Source organism: Actinomycetospora sp. TBRC 11914 (assembly GCF_012933465.1).
Taxonomy (GTDB): domain Bacteria; phylum Actinomycetota; class Actinomycetes; order Mycobacteriales; family Pseudonocardiaceae; genus Actinomycetospora.
On the sequence record NZ_JABBND010000017.1, the window covers coordinates 1 to 17,627 of the forward strand.

The window sequence follows — 17,627 nt, forward strand, 5'->3', positions numbered from 1 at the left end:
GGCGACGGGCCGGCGAAGAAAGGAGTCGCACAGCGCTCCATCGACCGGCCCGTCAACGCCACAGCCTACGACCGCGGCTTGACCTCCGTTAGGAACTCAGTCTCGTGGGTCTTCCGCCGAGGTGCGCGAGGCCACCACGTCGGAACGGTTGACGGAGTGGTTGTTGACCAGCAGCCGAGACGCGACGGCGGCTGCAGGTCGGGTCATGATGGCCGGGATGCGGGGGATCTCCGGCGGTGCCGTCGCGACCTACCGCCGGGTGTGGGAGCTGCCGGGGCTGGCCTGGTTGACCGGGGTCGGGTTCGCGGCGCGGCTGCCGGTGACCGCCGTCGGGGTGGTGCTGACGCTGCACATGGTGGTCGGGCTGCACCGTGGATTCGCCGAGGCCGGGCTGGTCGGCGGTGCGGTCACCGCCGGCATCGCGGTGGGGGCTCCGCTGCTGGGCTGCGCGATCGACAGGGTGGGGCTGCGTCCGGTGCTCGCGGTCTGCGCCGTGGCCCAGTCCGGGTTCTGGGGTGCCGCGCCCGCGCTGGGTCCCTCGGTGCTCACGGTCACCGCGTGCGGAGCCGGGCTGCTGACCCCTCCGGCCTTCCCCGTGGTGCGTCAGTCGATGGCCGCCGCGGTCCCGGCCGCCCAGCAGCGACCGGCGTTCGCGCTGGACGCGATGTCGGTGGAAATCACCTACATCCTCGGGCCGGCGCTGGGCACCGCCGCCGTCCTCGCCCTGCCCGCGACGGTGGCGTTGTGGCTGGTCGGCGCGTGGTTCCTCGCCGGGTGCGTCGCGCTCGGCAGGCTCGACCCACCCCTGACCGAGCCGTCCCCGACGAGCTCGGACCTCCGACGGCGTCCGCGGATGTGGTCCGGCCCGATGCTGGCGGCACTGGCCGTCACCGCAGCGGCGATCCTGGTGCTCAGCGCCACCGAGCTCGCGGTGGTGGCCACGCTGACCGGTCGTGGCCAGACCGGGTGGTGGCCGCTGGTCAACGCCGTCTGGGGCGGCGCCTCGCTGCTCGGCGGCGCGGTCTACGGCGCCGCGGCCCGCCCTCGCTCCCCGGCCCTGCTGCTCGGCCTGCTCGCCGCCGGCTCGCTGCCGGTCGCCCTCGGGGGCCCGTGGTGGGTCATGGCACTGCTGCTGGTGCCGGCCGGGGCGTGCTGCGCACCCGCGCTGGCGGCCGCCGCGGAGGCGGTCGGCCGGCTGGCTCCCGACGCTTCCCGGGGTCTGGCCACCGGGCTCCACGGCTCGGCGACCACGGTCGGTGCCACGATCGCCTACCCGCTGTCCGGGATGCTCATCGACGCGATCGCCCCGGCGGCCGCGACCGGCGCGGCGGTCGGCATCGCCGCCGTCGTCGCGCTGCTCGCCGGTCGCTCGGGCCGCCGACCCGGTGGCTCGGGCAGAGCGGCCCGCCGAGCTCCAGCCACGGAGCAGTGAGCACGCCACGGGTCGCGCCCGACGCGGTCTAGACCATCGCGGCGCTGCCGACGTCCGGGTTCGCCCGGAAGAACTCGACCATGGGGCCCACGTGCTCGGCGAACGTCGGGCACCGCACCCCGACCTCGACGAGCAGGGCCGTCGTGGCGGTCGTGTCGTACAGCGTCGGGTGGGTGAGGTACTCGAGGGTGCTCGAGGGGACCTTGAACAGCCGCCCGACCCCGGGCACGTGGTCGATGCCGAACGCGGCGAGCCCGGTCGGCATCGGCACGGCGCGCAGGCGCCGGCCGGCCTGCCGCGCGAAGGCCTCCGACATCTCGACCACGGTCGGCGGGTCGGGCTGGGCGAGCGCGACCGTGCGCCCCAGGGCGGCGTCGTGCCCGGCGAGGGCGGCGATCCCGTCGACGACGAAGTCCGAGGGCACCAGGTTGAACGCGACCCGGTCGGCGCCCCGCGGCAGCGGCATCAGCGCCGTCCCGCGCTGGCGCAGCAGGAGCTGGAGCACGTAGTAGGGCCCGTCGAACTTCTGGGTCCGCCCGGTGGTCGAGTCGCCCACCACGACCGAGGGCCGGTAGATCGTCACCGGCAGCCCCGCGTCGCGGGCCTTCGCGACGACGCGCTCGGCCTCGTGCTTGGTGTGGTCGTAGTGGTTCGAGAACGGCTGGCCGAGCTCGAGGTCGTCCTCGAAGAAGAGGCCGTCGTAGCGCCCGGAGACGTAACAGGTGCTCACGTACTGCAGCCGCCGCAGCCCGGCCCCGTCGGCAGCGGCGCGGGCGAGCGCGACGACGTGCCGGGTCCCGTCGACGTTCACCCGCCAGGCGACGTCCGCGGCCACCGACAGGTCGTAGACCGCGGCGAGGTGGAAGATCTCCAGAGGCTCGTCGAGGAGCCGGTCCCGGACGACGTCGTCGAGACCCAGACCGGGCGTCGTGATGTCCCCGACGACGAGGTCGGTCCGCCCGGCGATCGCCGGGTCCCCGCGCTCGATCTCCGCGAGCGCCTCGCGGGCCCGCCCGAGCCAGCGCTCCTGGACCAGGGCGACGGCGCGGGCCTCCGGGTCGCGGCGCAGCGTGCGGGGCAGGAGGGCCGAGCCGAGGAATCCGGGGAACCCGGTGAACAGCACGGCACTCACGAGAGCCTCCCGTCGGCGGTGGGATCGGGCCCCGGACCACCGTGAGTCCGCGCACAGCGGGGCGGTGGGGCGAGGCGAGGGTGTCATTCGGGACGCCCGGGGGCATCTTGCGCCGCAGGAACGGTGATGAACGGCTCGTCGTCACAGTTGACGTCGACAGTGTGACGGGAGGGGCCGGGGATGGCCGCGGAACGGATCGTCGTGGTGGGCGCGGGGTTCGCCGGGCTCGAGTGCGTGAAGCGCCTCGAGAAGCGGCTGCGCCACGAGATCGACCGGGGTGACGTCGAGGTCGTCGTGGTCAGCCCCCACGACTACATGCTCTACCTGCCGCTGCTCCCGCAGGTCGCGGCGGGGGTGATCACCACGCAGGCCGTCACCGTGTCGCTGCCGCGGGCGCTCAAGCGCGCCCACCGGCTGCCGGGCACCGTCGTCGGCGTGGACCTGGAGCGCTCCACCTGCATCGTCCACAAGATCTCCGGCGAGGAGATCGAGCTGCCCTACGACCGGCTGGTCCTCGCGCCGGGCAGCGTCACCCGCAAGTTCGACATCCCCGGGCTCGACGAGCACGCGCTGGGCATGAAGAACCTGGCCGAGGCGGCGTACCTGCGCGACCACGTCATCTCCCAGCTCGAGCTCGCCAACGCCTCGACCGACGACGAGGAGCGCGCCGCCCGGCTGCAGTTCGTGGTCGTCGGCGGCGGCTACGCCGGCACCGAGACGGCGGCCTGCCTGCAGCTGCTCACCGAGTCGGCCCTCAAGCGCTTCCCCCGGCTGGACCCGGGCCTGGTGCGCTGGACGCTCGTCGACATCGCCCCGCGGCTCATGCCCGAGCTCGGGGAGCGCCTCGGCGAGCAGGCGCTGGACCTGCTGCGCCGCCGTGGCATCGAGATCAAGCTCGAGACCGGCGTGCAGGAGGTCACCGACTCGGCGGTGACGTTCACCGACGGCACCACGCTCCCCACGCGCACCCTGGTGTGGACGGCGGGCGTGACCTCCAACCCGCTGGTGAAGAACCTCGACGTCGAGCTCGTCCGCGGCCGGCTGAAGGTCGGGGCGGACTTCCTGCTGCCCGGCCGTTCCGACGTGTTCTCGCTGGGCGACTGCGCCGCGGTGCCCGACCTCACCCAGGACGACCCCGACGCCATCTGCCCGCCGACCGCCCAGCACGCCACGCGGATGGCGGCCACGTGCGCGGACAACGTGGTGGCCTCGCTCCACGGGCAGGCGCTGAAGCAGTACAAGCACCACGACCTCGGCCTCGTCGTGGACCTCGGGGGCACCCAGGCCGTGGCGCACCCGCTCGGCCTCGAGCTCACGGGCGCCACGGCGCAGGTGGTGACCCGCGGGTACCACGTGTTCGCGCTGCCGCTGATGCGCACGCGGCTGCGGGTGATCGCGAACTGGATCCTGCACCTGTTCGGCGGCGACGAGTTCATCCGCATCGGCTTCCTGTCCGGCCGCAAGGGCACCGTCGAGGACTTCGAGGGCGCGGACACCTACCTGTCGGCCGACCAGATCCGTGAGCGCGCCCGGGCGTCGTGATCGCCCGGGCTGGATAGCCTCGACCGATGCCCCGCCTCGACGACGTCGTCGCCCCCGACGGGACCCGCATCCGCTGGTGGGACAACGGCTGCGTCGGCGACGCCGGCGTGCCCGTGGTGATCTCCAACGGCCTCGGGGCCAGCCCGGCCGCCTGGCCCTTCCTCGGTGGGGACGGCCGGCCCGGTCCCGGCACACCGCGCGCGGTCACCTGGCACCACCGCGGTCTCGGGGGCTCCGAGCGCCCGCGCGACCCGTCGCGGATCAGGATCGGTGACCACGTCGACGACATGCTCGCCGTCATGGACGCGGCCGGCATCGAGCGGGCCGCGGTGGTCGGCTGGTCGGTCGGGGTGGCGGTGGCCTTCGAGGCCGCCCGCCGGGCCCCCGACCGGGTGGCGTCGCTGCTGGTGCTCGGCGGGGTGAACGGGGGCGGCTTCCGGGTCGGGCCGCGGTGGACGCCCGCCGTCGTCTCCCGGGGCCTGTCCCGGGCCAGCGCGTGGTCGTTGCGCGTGGTCGGACCGCCGGTGGCGGGCCTGATCTCGCTGCTGCCGCGGGGCCTCGACGCGTCCGGCGTGGCGGCGTGGGCGCCCGGGCCGCTGCAGACCCTCGCGGAGGTCGCGCGGGAGTTCTCTCACCACGACTGGACGTGGTTCTCGACGATGGTGCTGGCGGCGGGGGACGAGCCCCCGATCCCGGTCGACGACCTGCACGTGCCGGTGACGGTCGTGGCCGGCGAGTTCGACACGATGGCGCCGGTCGAGGACATGGTCGCGCTCGCCGACGGCATCCCGGGCGCGCGGCTGGTGCGGCTGCCTGGGACCCACTTCCTGCCGTTGCAGTTCCCCGAGGTGCTGCGCGAGGAGCTCGAGGCCCTCCGGGCCAGGTGAACGGATGTGGTCGCCGGAGCGACCACATCCGTTCACGTGCGCGCAGCGCAGACCCGCAGGGCCAGCTCGTAGCCGAGCGCGCCCGCGCCCGCGATGACCGCCGTCGCCACCGGTGACACGTACGAGTGGTGTCGGAACGGCTCGCGGGTGTGGATGTTCGAGAGATGGACCTCGACGACGGGCACCGGCAGCGCCGCAAGCGCGTCCCGCAGGGCCACCGAGGTGTGGGTGAAGCCGCCCGGGTTGATCACCACCGCGGCGAAGTCGGTCATGGCCTCCTGGACGGCGTCGATCAGCACACCCTCGTGGTTGCTCTGCCGGGCGTCGACCTCGAGCCCCAGCTCAGCGCCCAGATCCCGGCACCGGGCGTCGATGTCGGCCAGCGTCGTGGTCCCGTAGACCTCGGGCTCGCGTCGCCCGAGCAGGTTGAGATTGGGGCCGTGGAGCAGGAGCACCCGACTCGGCCGTTCAGCATCACGATTCTGCGACATGGGTCCTCCGCGCCATCACGGAGCGATAACAACAGGGGTGTCATTCCAGGGTCAAGGTCTCGCCCGGGGACGCCGATGGAAGGACAGCGCCCACCGTGGGCCGCCTGACACATCCGTCGGTCCCGTCCCCGAGCGGGACCGCCACCGGGAACTGGAGTCTGAATGAGGACGGTTCTGATCTGCGACGACCGCCGCAGCGTCCGCGAAGGGCTGACCCGCGTCATGTCGGCCGTGCCCGGCGTGCAGCGCATCGACTGCGTCGCGACCCCGGAGGACCTGCTCGCCCGCTACGCGCGCCAGCCCGTCGACGTCGTCTTCGTCGGCACCCAGCGCGCGGTCAGCTCGGGCGCGGAGGCCACCCGCCGCCTCGTCGCGGCCCACCACCAGGCGAACGTCATCGTCTTCGGGGCCCCCGACGACGCGGGCAGCATCGCCTCCGCCATCGCCGGCGGCGCCCGCGGCTACCTGCGCTGGGACGCCTCGCGGCCCGAGCTGGTCGCCGCGCTCGCGAGCACCACGATGGGCGACGTCTTCCCGACCCAGCGCGCGGCCTCGGAGCCCGGCGCCGGCATCAACCTCACCGAGCGCGAGATGCAGGTCCTGCGCGGGATGAGCCAGGGCAAGAGCAACGGCCAGATCGGGCGGGAGCTCTACCTGTCCGAGGACACCGTCAAGACCCACGCGCGGCGCCTGTTCCGCAAGCTCTCCGCCTCGGACCGCGCGCAGGCGGTGGCCCAGGGCTTCCGCTGCGGTCTCGTCAGCTGAGCCGGCGCACGGTCCACGAGGACACCGGGCCGGGGACGACCCGCCGAGTCGGAGGCGGCGGAGTCGGACGGCGGCCCGGAGGTGCGGACCGGGAACCAGGCGGTGCGGGGGGCGCGGTCGACCGGGCAGGCCGGTCGCGTTCCCCGCGGCGTCAGCCGGCGGCGACGGGGCCCACGGTGGCCGCGATGCGGTCGTCCCGGATCTCGGTGCGTGCCCGGCGGTGCGCGCCGAAGCGGTGCCGGATGCCGTCCGGGCCGGCGAGCCAGCCCTGGTACGCGTCGAGTCGATGGTCCAGGCGCGCGCCGTCGTCGTCGACGACGGTCACGAGGTAGCGGGTGTCGCGCTGGAACCGGTAGCGGGGAGCGGGCCGGGGCTTGGCGGTCATCGAGCTCGATCGTACGTCTACTGACGAGTCACGCGCCGGAGCGACGTGCCCATTGTCGTGGCTGGTCGTGGAGGTCACGTCCTGACCGCCTCCCGCGGGAGGATGGCCGGGTGCTCGAGACGTCCGCCCGCCTGCTGCGCCTGCTCTCGCTGCTCCAGACGCGGCCCGAGTGGTCCGGTCCGGAGCTCGCGGAGCGCCTCGGGGTCTCGGTGCGCACCGTGCGCCGCGACGTCGACAAGCTGCGCGCCCTCGACTACCCCGTCGAGGTCGACCTCGGGCCGACCGGCGGCTACCGCCTCGGCGCCGGGGCCGCGCTCCCGCCGCTGCTGCTCGACGACGAGGAGGCCGTCGCCGTCGCGGTGACGCTGCAGACCGCGGCCGGCTCGGGCGGTGTCGGGGTGGCCGGGCTGGGGGAGGCGGCGGTCCGCGCCCTGGTCAAGCTCGAGCGCATCCTGCCGAGCCGCCTGCGACGACGGGTCGCGGCCGTCCCCGTCACGACCGTCACGCCGTTGCGCGCGACCCCGACCGTCGACCCGGCGGCCCTCGTCGCCGTCGGCGCCGCCTGCCGGGACCGGCGCGTGCTCGACCTCGACTACACCGCGCACGACGGGACCGTGACCCGACGGCGGGTCGAACCGCACCACCTCGTCTCCTGGGGCCGGCGCTGGTACCTGCTCGCCCACGACCTCGGCCGCGACGACTGGCGCACCCTGCGCCTCGACCGCGTCCGCCCGCGGGTCGGGCCCGACGGCCTGGCGACCGGCCCGCGGTTCGAGCCGCGGGAGATCCCCGGCGGAGACCCGGCCGCCTACGTCGCCACGAAGGTCGCCGACGTCCGGTCCTTCCGCTGCCGGGTGCGGGTCCTCGCCCCGCCCGACGTCGTCAAGGCGAACCTGTGGACCGACCACGTGCGGCTCGACGACCTCGGCGACGGGACGTCGCGGTTGCACCTGGCGACCGACGCCGTCGACGGTGCGGTGCTCATGCTCGTCGGCCTCGGGCTGGAGGTCGTCGTCGAGTCCCCGGACGAGCTCACCGCGGCGATGCGCGAGCTCTCGCAGCGCTGCCTGCGGGCCGCGGGTGACGACACGGGGACCCGGGTTGGCGCGCCCGCCGAGTTAGGCTAGGCTCACCTCATCGCGAGATCGACGAGGGTGATCTCGCCGCGGTCCGGCCGCGCGGGTGTTGTGGTGGCGCCCGTGGTGGCGGCGCAAGAGGAGGGCGCCGGGCTCGAGGGACGAGCCCGGCGCCGTCCTCGTCATCGTACCTCCGGGGCGCGATGCCGCCTCGTCGACGACGGTCAGGCCTGCTGCAGCCCCGGAGTCCGATCGGCGACGGTGAACGTCGCCGCGGTGCGGACGGGCGCGCCCGGCGTCGAGACCCGGTCGACGACCCGGACCGCCGCCTGCAGCCGCTCCGGGGTGAACCGCGCGGTGAGGTAGCCGCGCCGGGCGATGCCGTAGCGGATGTGCGGGTTGCGGGCGAGCGCCCCGGCGACCTCGGCCGAGTGGTCGGAGCCGTCGCCCTCGGACGTGATCGAGCTCGACACCAGCTCCGTCCCGACCACCGGCGAGGTCGGGTCGTCGTGGTCGGCGCGGATGTCGGCGACGTAGTGGGTGTGGATGTCCCCGGAGAGGACGACGGCGTTGCGGACCCGGGACCGCTGCCAGCTCGCCACGATGCGGTCGCGCTCCACGGGATAGCCGTCCCAGGCGTCCCCGTTGAACCCGCGCGGCGGGCCGGGCACGAGGTCGAGCTGGGAGAAGAACACCTGCTGGCCCAGCACGTCCCACCGCGCGCGGGAGGTCCGGAAGCCGTCGACGAGCCACCGCTCCTGGGCTCCGCCGGTGATCGTGCGGCGCGGGTCGGCGGCGCCGGGCCCACTCGTCTGGACGTCGCGGTACTGCCGGGTGTCGAGCATGTGGAACGTCGCGGTGGCGCCCCAGGACAGGCGGCGGAAGCACTGGATCGTCGAGCCCCGCGGTCGTTGCGGGAGCCGGACCGGGACGTTCTCGTACCAGGCCCGGAAGGCCGCCGCGCGGCGCGCGAGGAAGTCCCGCTGCGGCGTCTCCGGGTGGTCGCCCGCCCAGTTGTTCTGCACCTCGTGGTCGTCGAACACGGTGATCCACGGCGCGGCGGCGTGGGCGGCCTGCAGGTCGGGGTCGGCGTGGTGCAGGGCGTAGCGGTGCCGGTAGCCCTCGACGGTGGTCGGTTCCGCGTCCCCGTAGCTGCGGGGGTTGCCGGACTTCGCGCGGTAGGTGCCGGCCGCCTCCTCGTAGAGGTAGTCGCCGAGGAAGAGGACGAGGTCGGGCGACTCCTGCGCCAGGTGCCGGTAGGCGGTGAACCAGCCGTGCTCGTAGTTCGCGCACGAGGCGAACGCGATGTCGACGGGGGCCAGCGCGGTCGGGGGTGGGGCGGTCCGGGTGGTGCCGGTCCGCGAGAGCCGGCCCAGCGCCCCGAACCGGTAGAAGAAGGTCCCGCCGGCGGGGAGCCCGCCGACCTCGACGTGGACGGCGTACCCGTCCTGCGGTCCGGTGCGGGTGCGGCCGGCGGCGCGGACGCGGGTGAAGCGCTCGTCGTCGGCGACCTGCCAGTCGACGTCGACGGCGGCCTCGGTCATGCCGCCGTTCCGGCCGTGCGGGTCACGGGCGAGCCGGGTCCAGAGGACGACGCCGTCGGGGGTGGGGTCGCCGGAGGCGACGCCGAGGGTGAAGACGTCGGGCCGGGTCGCCGAGGCGGCGGCCCTCGGCGTCGTGAGGGTGCTCATCGAGGTGGCGGCGAGGGCGGCGGCGCCGCCCAGGAGGACGGCGCGGCGGGACAGGGCGGACGACGGGGGGCGGGGCACGGCGCTCCTCGAGGTGGGCGGCGACGTGCATGGTGATCGTTCCGGACCCCGTTCGTGTGACACGTGGCCGACGGGCAGCGGAGCGTCCGGTGTCGAGTGCGGGAACCGGCGGGCCGGCGCGTCGCAGGCGTCGCCGTGGACGGCACGAACGGCCGGTCCGTCACCGAAGAAGGTGCCGAACCGGCCGTTCGTTCACTCCCCCTTGACGTTCACGACCTGCCGCAGCGTGTGACGGACCTCCACCAGCTCGACGGCGTCGGCCATCACGACGTCCACGTCCTTGTACGCGACGGGGATCTCGTCGAGGAACGCCTCGGTGTCGCGGTACTCGATCCCCGCCATCGCCTCGCGGAGCTCCTCGACGGTGAAGGTCTTGCGGGCCTTCGACCGCGAGTAGGCCCGGCCGGCGCCGTGGGGCGAGCTGTTCAGGCTGGGCGGGAAGCCCTTGCCGCTCACCACGTAGGACGCCGTCCCCATCGAGCCGGGGACGAGGCCCGGCCGGCCCGCCTCGGCGTTGATGGCGCCCTTGCGCGAGACCCAGACCTTCCGGCCGAAGTGGGTCTCCTGCTCGGTGTAGTTGTGGTGACAGTTGACCCGTTCCTGCTCGTCGACCGGGTCACCCAGGTGCTCGGCGAGCCGGCGCACCACCCGGTCCATCATCTCCTCGCGGTTGAGCAGCGCGGAGTGCTGGCTTTTCGGGTGGGTGCCGGGGAGGTGGGGGCGCCCATGATCAGGGAGTCACTGCGTGCCGAAAGGAGATCCGCTCGGCGGGTAGCCACTCCGTCGACGCGTCGGACGAGGGGGCAGGCCACGGCTGAGGCGGCGGCGACAGCACGACGACGACGAGGCCCACGACGAGCGCCGCGTTCGGGCGGCGGGGACGTCCTCGACGGCGAGGGCGTCACCGCGCACGAGGGCCGCGCCCCCGCGACGGCGCGCGAAGTCCTCGGACTCGATGAGCTCCCGCCGGCTCGCCACGGCTCGGATGCTGCCGGGGCGGCCGTCGTCGTGGGTGCGGTTCCGGTCAATCGACGAGGGGGCTTTCCTGCCACTGGATGCATGTAACGACGCTTCGCCGGCATCCCGATCAGGTCACCGGCCGCCGCGCCACCCTCCGGTACACCGGCTCCACCACCCGCGCGCAGACCGGCCCGACGACGGCCATGAGCAGCACGTACGTCGTCGCGAGTGGCGCCAGCCCGGGCGCCACGGCCCCGGAGGTCAGCGCGATCCCCGCGATGACGATCGAGAACTCGCCGCGGGCCACCAGCGTCGCGCCCGCCCGCAGCCGCCCGAGCGACCCCACGCCGAGCTGCCCGGCCGCGAACCAGCCCGCGCCGAGCTTCGTCACCGTCGACACGAGCGCGAGCAGGACCGCCGCGGGCAGCACGCCGGGGATGAGCTCGGGATCGGTGTTGAGCCCGAACACCACGAAGAACACCGCCGCGAACAGGTCCCGCAGCGGCGAGAGCACCCGGGTGGCGTTCTCGGCGGTGTCCTCGGAGATGGCGATACCGAGCAGGAACGCGCCCACCCCCGCCGAGACCTGCAGCTCCGAGGCCACGCCGGCCACCAGCAGCGCCACCCCGAACACCCGGAGCAGGAACACCTCCGACGACGGCGACTCCACGATCGCCGACACGAACCGTCCGTACCGCAGCGCGATCACCAGCACGACGACGAGCAGCGCCAGCGCGATCCCCACGGTCCGCAGGCCGGCGAGGAAGGTCAGCCCGGCCAGGGCCGCCGTCGTCACCGGGAGGTAGACGGCCATGGCGAGGTCCTCCATGACCAGCACCGAGAGCACCGCCGGGGTCTCGCGGTTGCCGAGCCGCCCGAGCTCGTCGAGCAGCTTCGCGGCGATCCCCGACGACGACACCCACGTCACCCCGGCCATCGCGAGCGCCCCGAGCGGGCCCCAGCCCAGGACCAGCGCGGCGATCGCGCCCGGGGCGGCGTTGAGGAGCATGTCGACGATCCCGCCGAGCCAGGACCGGCGCAGCCCGGTGACGAGGTCGCTGGCCGAGTACTCGAGCCCGAGCAGCAGGAGCAGCAGGACGACGCCCACCTCGCTCGCGAGCCCGGTGAACGGCTCGATCCCGGTGAGCGGGAGCAGGCCGCCCTGCCCGAACGCCAGCCCGCCGAGCAGGTAGAGCGGCACGGGGGAGACCCCGATCCGCCCGGCGAGCCGACCGAGCACGCCCAGGGCGAACAGCAGCGCCCCGAGCTCGATCAGGGAGGCGGCGGTGGAGTGCAGGCGCTCAGCCCTCCTCGAGGATCTGCGCCGCGGCCGTCAGGCCCTCGCCGGTCCCGACGATCACGACGAGGTCGCCCGCGGTGAAGACGAAGTCGGGACGCGGCGACGGGGAGACCACGGAGTCGCGGACGACGGCGACGATCGAGGTCGCGGTGCGGGTGCGCATCGCGGTGTCGGCGAGCGGGCGCCCGACGTACGGCGAGCCGACCGAGATCGGGAACTGCGCCGTCGAGATGCCCGCCACCTCCCGCTGCTGGTCCTGCAGCTTCGCGACGAGGTTGGGAGCGCCCAGGAGCGTGCCGAGCGCGTTGCACTCCGGCTCGGACAGCGCGACCGAGATGCCGGTGGCGTCCGGGTCGTCGGCCGAGGAGAGCATCAGCTCGCGGTGCCCGTCGCGGTGGGTGAGCACCCCGAGGCGACGCCCGTCGGCCGTCGTGAACTCCTGCTTGGTGCCGATCCCGGGGAGGCGGGTGATCTCGACGTCCATCGTCGGGAGATCGTAACGAACGGGTCGAGAGAGGACGTTTCCGGACGTTCAGTGTCAGGAACGCCACCTTCCTGACGGTTCCCGGCCTCCTACTAAGGTCAGCCTCACCTGACCGACGGGGGCGAGGAGACGACCGTGCGCGTGGTGCTGTTCGGCTACCAGAAGTGGGGCGCGAGGCTGCTCGCCGACCTGCTGGCGAGCCGGCACGAGGTGGTGCTGTGCGTCAGCCATCCCGAGGAGAGCCCCGAGCCGGCGCCGGTCATCTTCGACGAGTCGATGGGCGACCTCGCCCGCCAGCACGACATCCCCGTCGTCTACCGCGAGAAGGCCGTCGACGACGAGCTCGTCGCCGCGATCACCGACGCCGGCGCCGAGATCGGGGTCGCGTGCAACTGGCGGACCTGGATCGCGCCGAAGGTCTTCTCCGCGCCCAGCCGCGGCACCGTCAACACCCACGACGCGCTGCTGCCGAAGTACGCCGGCTTCTCGCCGCTGAACTGGGCGCTGATCAACGGCGAGTCGCAGGTCGGGATCACCGCGCACTGGATGGACGCGCACCTCGACCGCGGCGACATCATCACCCAGCGCACCGTGCCGGTGACCCCCACCGACACCACCGAGGACCTCTTCCACCGCACCGTCCCGCTCTTCGGGCCGCTGACGGTCGACGCGCTCGACCGCGTCGAGTTCGGCCCGCACGAGTGGCTGCGCCAGGACCCCGAGCACGCGAGCTTCTTCCACAAGCGCGCCGACCCCGACAACCGGATCCCCTGGGACCGGCCCGCGAAGGACCTGGTCAACCTCGTCCGCGCGCAGACCGGGCCCTACCCCAACGCGTGGTGCTTGCACGAGGGCCGGCGCCTGCGCGTCCTCGAGGCGAGCGTCTCGGCCGAGCGGGCCGGCGGCACCCACGGCCGCGTCTTCGCCCGCGAGGGCACCGGCGTGGTCGTGGTGGCGGGTCCCGACGCCTGGCGTGGTCACCAGCACGGCCTCGTCCTGCAGCGGGTGCGCGACGAGGACGACGTCGAGCACGTCGCCGGCGAGTACTTCCGGCGGATGGGCGACTACCTGTCCTGAAACCGCGGTCGTCACCCTGCCACACCATGTGGTGACGCAGCGTCAGGACGGACGGACCTCCCGGTCCCGTCGTCGAGGGACGTGACGGACACGCCCCCTCGGTCCGACCCGGGAGGTCGAGGAAGACCATGACGCGCAATCGCAAGCGGCTCGCCGTGCTCGGCGGCGTCCTGCTGGTCCTGGCGGGCGCGGGCGTCGCGTTCGCCGCCTACCTGTCGAGCGGTGCCGGGTCAGGCACGACCACCGGCAGCGTCGCCGTGAGCTCGACGATCGGGGCGAACGGCACGGGGGCGGCGGCGCTCTACCCGGGCTCGACGACCACCTACAACGTCACGATCAACAACCCGAACCCCTACCCGGTGAAGGTCGTGAGCATCTCCGCGAGCAGCTCGAAGGTCGCGGGCAGCTGCCCGGCGGGCACGGTCACCAGCCCCGCCGTCGCGAACCCGTCCGGCACGATCGCGCCCAGCGGGTCCGGCTCCTACGCGCTCACGGCCACGATGATCAACGATCCGGACAACAACTGTCAGGGTCAGACGTTCGAGATGCCGCTGACCGCGCAGCTCGCCTCCGCGGCCGGGTGAGGGTCGAGTCGCTGCTCCAGCGGGAGGGGCGCGGACCGATCGAGCGGACGGGCCCGATCCCGCTGCCGGGCCGGGGTCCGCGCCACGCGTCGGGTCGGCGGGCGGCCGCGGGCGCGGCGCGTCCGGGTGCCCCGCAGCCGGGTTTCCCGCGGCCGGTCGACCCGGACGCGCCGACCGACCCGCTCCCGACGCCGGCGGCCCGTGCCGCCGCCGCGACCGTGCCGCGCACCCGTGACCCGCGGCCGCCGACACCACCGGCCGGGACCCCCGCGCCGACGCTGTCCCGCGGCAGGCCCGCCCGCCCGGCGGCGCCGCCCCACGGGCCGGCGGCGCCGTCGGCCGCCGCGGCCGACCGCCCTCGGTGGTGGCCCCTGCGCCGCCGGCCGGCGACCGCGCGGCAGCAGCGGGTCGGCCGGATCTCCCGCGCGACGGTGCTCATCGCGATGGCCGCCGTCGCCGCGGCGCTCGCGGCGGCGGGCATCGCGGTGGCCGCCTGGCTGAGCTCGGGATCCGGGAAGTCGGGGGTGTCCGCGGGGAACGCGCTCGCGCCGACGACGAGCACCGTCGCCGGCAGCGCGGTCACCTCCGGGCTGCTCACACCCGGCGCCTCGGGCACCGCGGTCGTCACCGTGACCAACCCGAACCGCTACCCGGTGAAGGTGCTGAGCATCGTCCCGAACGGCGCGGCCACCGCGGCCGGCGGCACCGGGACCTGCGCGATGACCGGCGTGACCTTCACCGCGCAGCAGCCCGGCGTCACCCTCGCGGCCGGCGCGAGCACCACTCTCACGCTCGCGAACGCGGTCGCCATGTCCACGGCCTCGGAGACCGGATGCCAGGGAGCCACCTTCACCGTGCCGGTCACCGTCGCCGTCGCGAGCACGCCGTGAGGCGGCTCGCCGTGACGGCCGTGGCCGCCGTCGTCGGGCTGCTCGTCGCCGGTGGGGTGGCGCTCGCGGCCTGGGCGAGCAGCGGCCCGGGCACCGCGACGGCCCGCGCCGGCACGCTGGGCACGACGACGGCGAGCGCGACCGCCTGGGTGTGCACCGGGCTGCTCGGATCCGCGACCGCCAAGTTCGCGACGGGCGGCGGGGTCGAGGCGCTGCCCGCCCTGCCGCAGGCCACGACGACGACGACCGCGACCGCGCGGCCGTTGGCGGCGACCACCACGACCACCCCCGCGCCGTCGACGACCACGACCACCACGGCCCCGGTGACGACGACCGCGCCGGCGGCCACGACGACGGCGGCGGCCGCGCCCACGACGACCACCCCCGCCACCCCGACGAGCACGACGACGGGGGCGGTCAGCGGGGTCGGGACGGTCGCGTCGACCCTGAGCTGGACGGCCGTGACCGGCGCGACGTCCTACCAGTTCCAGGCGGCGACGACGGCGGACTTCGCGGCGCCCGTCGCGTCCGGGACGACCACGGCCACGTCGAACACCGTGACCGTGCGCGCGCTCACGAAGACGACGGTGTCCCTGCGGGTGCGCGCCGCCGCGGGCGCCTGGACGGGGGCGTGGAGCCCGGTGCTGACGACCTCGGCGGGCCCCTGCCTGCTCTGAGCGCCGCGCCGGTCTCGCCATACTGATCAGGTGGAGATCCCCGACGGCCCCGAGCTCGTGGTGCTCCTCGACGCGGACGGCGCGGCCGTCGGGACGGCGCCCAAGGCCGAGGTGCACCACGCGGACACGCCGTTGCACCTGGCGTTCTCGTGCTACCTCGTCGACGACGCGGGCCGGCTACTCATGACCCGCCGCGCGACGACGAAGCGGACCTTCCCCGGCGTGTGGACCAACAGCTTCTGCGGCCACCCCGCGCCGGGCGAGCCCCTCGACGACGCCGTGCGCCGCCGCGGCCGCCAGGAGCTCGGTGTCGACGTCGGGCCGCCGCGGCTGGTGCTCCCGCGGTTCCGCTACCGCGCCGAGCAGGACGGCGTCGTCGAGCGGGAGATGTGCCCGGTGTTCACCGCACGCGTCACCGGCGAGCCCGCGCCGGACCCGGCCGAGGTCGACGACCTCCGGCCGGTGGCGTGGGAGGACCTCGTCGCGGCGGTGCGGAGGGACACCTGGTCGGGGCTCTCGCCGTGGTGCGTCGAGCAGGTCACCGAGCTGGCCGCGCTCGGCGCCGGCCCCGACGCCTGGCCGGCCGGCGACCCGGCGGCGCTCCCGCCCGCGGCGCGACTCGCCTGAGGTGGGAGCTCAGCGCGCGACCGGGTGCCGCGGCTCGTAGAGCCCGAGCGCCCCGCCGCCGGGCAGCCGGATCACGGGTCCTCCCGGGGTCACTCTCCGAGCTGGGTGAGGAACAGCCAGGCGTTGGCGACCCCGCCGACGATCGCGACCACCGTCGAGAGCACGAGCAGGTAGAGGCCCCACCCGTGCCCGGTGAGCACGACGACGCCGGCCGCGGCGATCAGCAGGAGCGTCGCCACGTTCGGGCTCGCGTAGTCGAGGGTCCGCGCCAGCGCCGGGGTCTGCGCCTCCCGCTTCGCGCGGCGGTCGAGGGCCAGGAGCCCCGCGCCGGCGATGGCGACGAGGACCAGCAGCTCGACGCCGAACGCGCGGAATCCCTGGTCGGGCACCGCGAGGACGATCGAGACCACGAGCGTCACCACGAACAGCACGAGCGTCTGCCCGCCACGGGAGCGCAGGCTGATCGACCGCCCGATCGTCCCGACGTTGATCGAGATGGCCACGAACAGCAGGCCAGTGAGTGCTGCGCTGGCCCCGCCGACGACGACGGCGAAGTCCGTCCACCGCTCGAGCGCCACCGTCTCCACGGGCGCAACCCTGCCAGGGACGATCAGAACTCGACCAGGACGATCCCGGCGGCGACGACGACGGCCGCGAGGACCCGCCCCCGGCCGAACCGCTCGCCGAGGAAGACCGCGCCGATGACGGCCCCGATGACGATGCTCGTCTCGCGCAGCGCCGCGACCGCCGCCGTGGCGCCGCTGGTCTGCGCGACGAGCACCAGCCCGTAGGCCGCGAGCGACACCACCCCGCCCCCGAACCCGGCGGCGAGCACCGACCAGGAGGTCGTACGCAGGCGGCGGCCGCGTCGCGCCAGGGCCACGACCGGCATCACCGGGCCCTGGAGCAGGAACATCCAGGTGGCGTAGACGAGCACCGGGGTGGTGGCCACCGCGGCCGCGTCGATCACCGTGTAGGTCGCGATGAAGATCCCCGTCGCGACCGCGGCACCCAGCGCCGGCAGCGTCGCCCGCGAGGGGCGGCCGCCGTCGAAGGCCAGGACGAGCAGTCCGAGCGAGATCACGACGATCCCGAGCAGTTGCAGGGCCGGCAGGTGGTGGCCGAGCGCCACCTCGACGACCGCCACCAGCCACGGCGCCGTGCCGCGGGCCACCGGGTAGACCTGGCTGAACTCGCCGAGCTGGTAGCTCGCCCAGAGCATCAGGGTGTAGAGGACGTGGGCGAGCGCGGAGGTCAGCACGAACGGCCACGCGGCGGCCGGGGGAAGACCGACGACGAGCGCGGTGCCCCCGCCGATGACGGTGTACGCCGCCCCGATGAGGGCGAAGCCCACGAGGCGGTCCGGGACCGCGTGCGCGACGGCGTTCCACACGGCGTGCAGCACGGCCGCGACCAGGGTGATCGCGACGACGCCCGCGGACAGGCCGGAGGGGGAGAGGACGGGGAGTGCGGTGGCCACCAGGGAGGCTCCTCGGCGTCGGGCCCACCGTGGAGTGGGCACGTCGAACTGGAGCCCTCGGGGTTTCTC

18 protein-coding genes and 1 pseudogene are annotated in these 17,627 nt (G+C 74.6%); 10 read left to right on the top strand and 9 right to left on the bottom strand.

Annotated features, from left to right (window positions below; all coding sequences use genetic code 11):
• Positions 1 to 163: 163 nt before the first annotated feature.
• Positions 164 to 1,432, top strand: coding sequence for an MFS transporter (locus HH311_RS22740; protein ID WP_169185987.1), 1,269 nt, complete (start codon positions 164 to 166; stop codon positions 1,430 to 1,432).
• 28 nt (positions 1,433 to 1,460) lie between these two features.
• Here the strand turns inward: HH311_RS22740 and HH311_RS22745 are convergent, their stop codons facing one another.
• Positions 1,461 to 2,564, bottom strand: coding sequence for an SDR family oxidoreductase (locus HH311_RS22745; protein ID WP_312030336.1), 1,104 nt, complete (start codon positions 2,562 to 2,564; stop codon positions 1,461 to 1,463).
• Between the two features lie 180 nt (positions 2,565 to 2,744).
• Here HH311_RS22745 and HH311_RS22750 point away from each other — a divergent pair, with 180 nt between their 5' ends.
• On the top strand, positions 2,745 to 4,106 hold the full coding sequence (locus tag HH311_RS22750; protein ID WP_169185989.1) for an NAD(P)/FAD-dependent oxidoreductase: 1,362 nt from the start codon (positions 2,745 to 2,747) through the stop codon (positions 4,104 to 4,106).
• A 26-nt stretch (positions 4,107 to 4,132) separates the two neighbouring features.
• The gene (locus HH311_RS22755; RefSeq protein WP_169185990.1) at positions 4,133 to 4,993 is read left to right on the top strand and encodes an alpha/beta fold hydrolase; all 861 of its coding nucleotides are present in this window, start codon (positions 4,133 to 4,135) and stop codon (positions 4,991 to 4,993) included.
• Between the two features lie 32 nt (positions 4,994 to 5,025).
• Here the strand turns inward: HH311_RS22755 and aroQ are convergent, their stop codons facing one another.
• A complete protein-coding gene (gene aroQ, locus HH311_RS22760; RefSeq protein ID WP_169185991.1) occupies positions 5,026 to 5,484 on the bottom strand; it encodes a type II 3-dehydroquinate dehydratase in 459 nt (152 codons plus the stop codon).
• A 162-nt stretch (positions 5,485 to 5,646) separates the two neighbouring features.
• On the opposite strand from aroQ, the gene HH311_RS22765 reads away from it, so the two are divergent.
• Positions 5,647 to 6,249 (top strand): response regulator transcription factor, encoded by a 603-nt coding sequence (locus tag HH311_RS22765; RefSeq protein ID WP_169185992.1) that lies wholly within the window; start codon positions 5,647 to 5,649, stop codon positions 6,247 to 6,249.
• Positions 6,250 to 6,400: 151 nt separating this feature from the next.
• Here HH311_RS22765 and HH311_RS22770 read toward each other — a convergent pair whose 3' ends face one another.
• The gene (locus tag HH311_RS22770) at positions 6,401 to 6,634 is read right to left on the bottom strand and encodes a hypothetical protein (protein WP_169185993.1); all 234 of its coding nucleotides are present in this window, start codon (positions 6,632 to 6,634) and stop codon (positions 6,401 to 6,403) included.
• 110 nt (positions 6,635 to 6,744) lie between these two features.
• Here HH311_RS22770 and HH311_RS22775 point away from each other — a divergent pair, with 110 nt between their 5' ends.
• Positions 6,745 to 7,761 (top strand): YafY family protein, encoded by a 1,017-nt coding sequence (locus tag HH311_RS22775; RefSeq protein WP_169185994.1) that lies wholly within the window; start codon positions 6,745 to 6,747, stop codon positions 7,759 to 7,761.
• Positions 7,762 to 7,934: 173 nt separating this feature from the next.
• Here the strand turns inward: HH311_RS22775 and HH311_RS22780 are convergent, their stop codons facing one another.
• The 4 genes and pseudogenes from HH311_RS22780 to HH311_RS22795 all read right to left on the bottom strand — a co-directional run bounded on the left by HH311_RS22780 (position 7,935) and on the right by HH311_RS22795 (position 12,223).
• Entirely contained in the window at positions 7,935 to 9,479 is a 1,545-nt protein-coding gene (locus tag HH311_RS22780; RefSeq protein ID WP_312030337.1) for an alkaline phosphatase D family protein, read from the bottom strand.
• A gap of 192 nt (positions 9,480 to 9,671) precedes the next feature.
• Positions 9,672 to 10,160 (bottom strand): annotated as a pseudogene (locus HH311_RS22785) (RtcB family protein); the annotation flags it as partial.
• Between the two features lie 406 nt (positions 10,161 to 10,566).
• Positions 10,567 to 11,736, bottom strand: coding sequence for a cation:proton antiporter (locus tag HH311_RS22790; RefSeq protein WP_169186123.1), 1,170 nt, complete (start codon positions 11,734 to 11,736; stop codon positions 10,567 to 10,569).
• Between the two features lie 4 nt (positions 11,737 to 11,740).
• Entirely contained in the window at positions 11,741 to 12,223 is a 483-nt protein-coding gene (locus HH311_RS22795; protein WP_169185996.1) for a cation:proton antiporter regulatory subunit, read from the bottom strand.
• Positions 12,224 to 12,358: 135 nt separating this feature from the next.
• Here HH311_RS22795 and HH311_RS22800 point away from each other — a divergent pair, with 135 nt between their 5' ends.
• The 5 genes from HH311_RS22800 to idi all read left to right on the top strand — a co-directional run bounded on the left by HH311_RS22800 (position 12,359) and on the right by idi (position 16,078).
• On the top strand, positions 12,359 to 13,300 hold the full coding sequence (locus HH311_RS22800) for a methionyl-tRNA formyltransferase (protein ID WP_169185997.1): 942 nt from the start codon (positions 12,359 to 12,361) through the stop codon (positions 13,298 to 13,300).
• A 128-nt stretch (positions 13,301 to 13,428) separates the two neighbouring features.
• Positions 13,429 to 13,884, top strand: a complete 456-nt coding sequence (locus HH311_RS22805) for a hypothetical protein (protein WP_169185998.1) — start codon at positions 13,429 to 13,431, stop codon at positions 13,882 to 13,884.
• Positions 13,881 to 14,774 carry a hypothetical protein gene (locus HH311_RS22810; protein WP_169185999.1) on the top strand — a complete coding sequence of 298 codons (894 nt, stop codon included), beginning with the start codon at positions 13,881 to 13,883 and terminating at the stop codon, positions 14,772 to 14,774. The genes HH311_RS22805 and HH311_RS22810 overlap by 4 nt, the downstream gene beginning before the upstream one ends.
• Positions 14,771 to 15,451 (top strand): hypothetical protein, encoded by a 681-nt coding sequence (locus HH311_RS31090; RefSeq protein ID WP_211190668.1) that lies wholly within the window; start codon positions 14,771 to 14,773, stop codon positions 15,449 to 15,451. The genes HH311_RS22810 and HH311_RS31090 overlap by 4 nt, the downstream gene beginning before the upstream one ends.
• 30 nt (positions 15,452 to 15,481) lie before the next feature.
• Positions 15,482 to 16,078: an isopentenyl-diphosphate Delta-isomerase gene (idi, locus tag HH311_RS22820; protein ID WP_169186000.1), complete on the top strand. Its 597-nt coding sequence runs from the start codon at positions 15,482 to 15,484 to the stop codon at positions 16,076 to 16,078.
• Between the two features lie 89 nt (positions 16,079 to 16,167).
• Here the strand turns inward: idi and HH311_RS22825 are convergent, their stop codons facing one another.
• Together HH311_RS22825 and HH311_RS22830 are read right to left on the bottom strand one after the other, a co-directional pair.
• A complete protein-coding gene (locus tag HH311_RS22825; RefSeq protein WP_169186001.1) occupies positions 16,168 to 16,665 on the bottom strand; it encodes a hypothetical protein in 498 nt (165 codons plus the stop codon).
• 23 nt (positions 16,666 to 16,688) lie between these two features.
• Complete coding sequence (locus tag HH311_RS22830) at positions 16,689 to 17,558, bottom strand: EamA family transporter (RefSeq protein WP_312030338.1); 870 nt, start codon at positions 17,556 to 17,558, stop codon at positions 16,689 to 16,691.
• Positions 17,559 to 17,627: the final 69 nt, after the last annotated feature.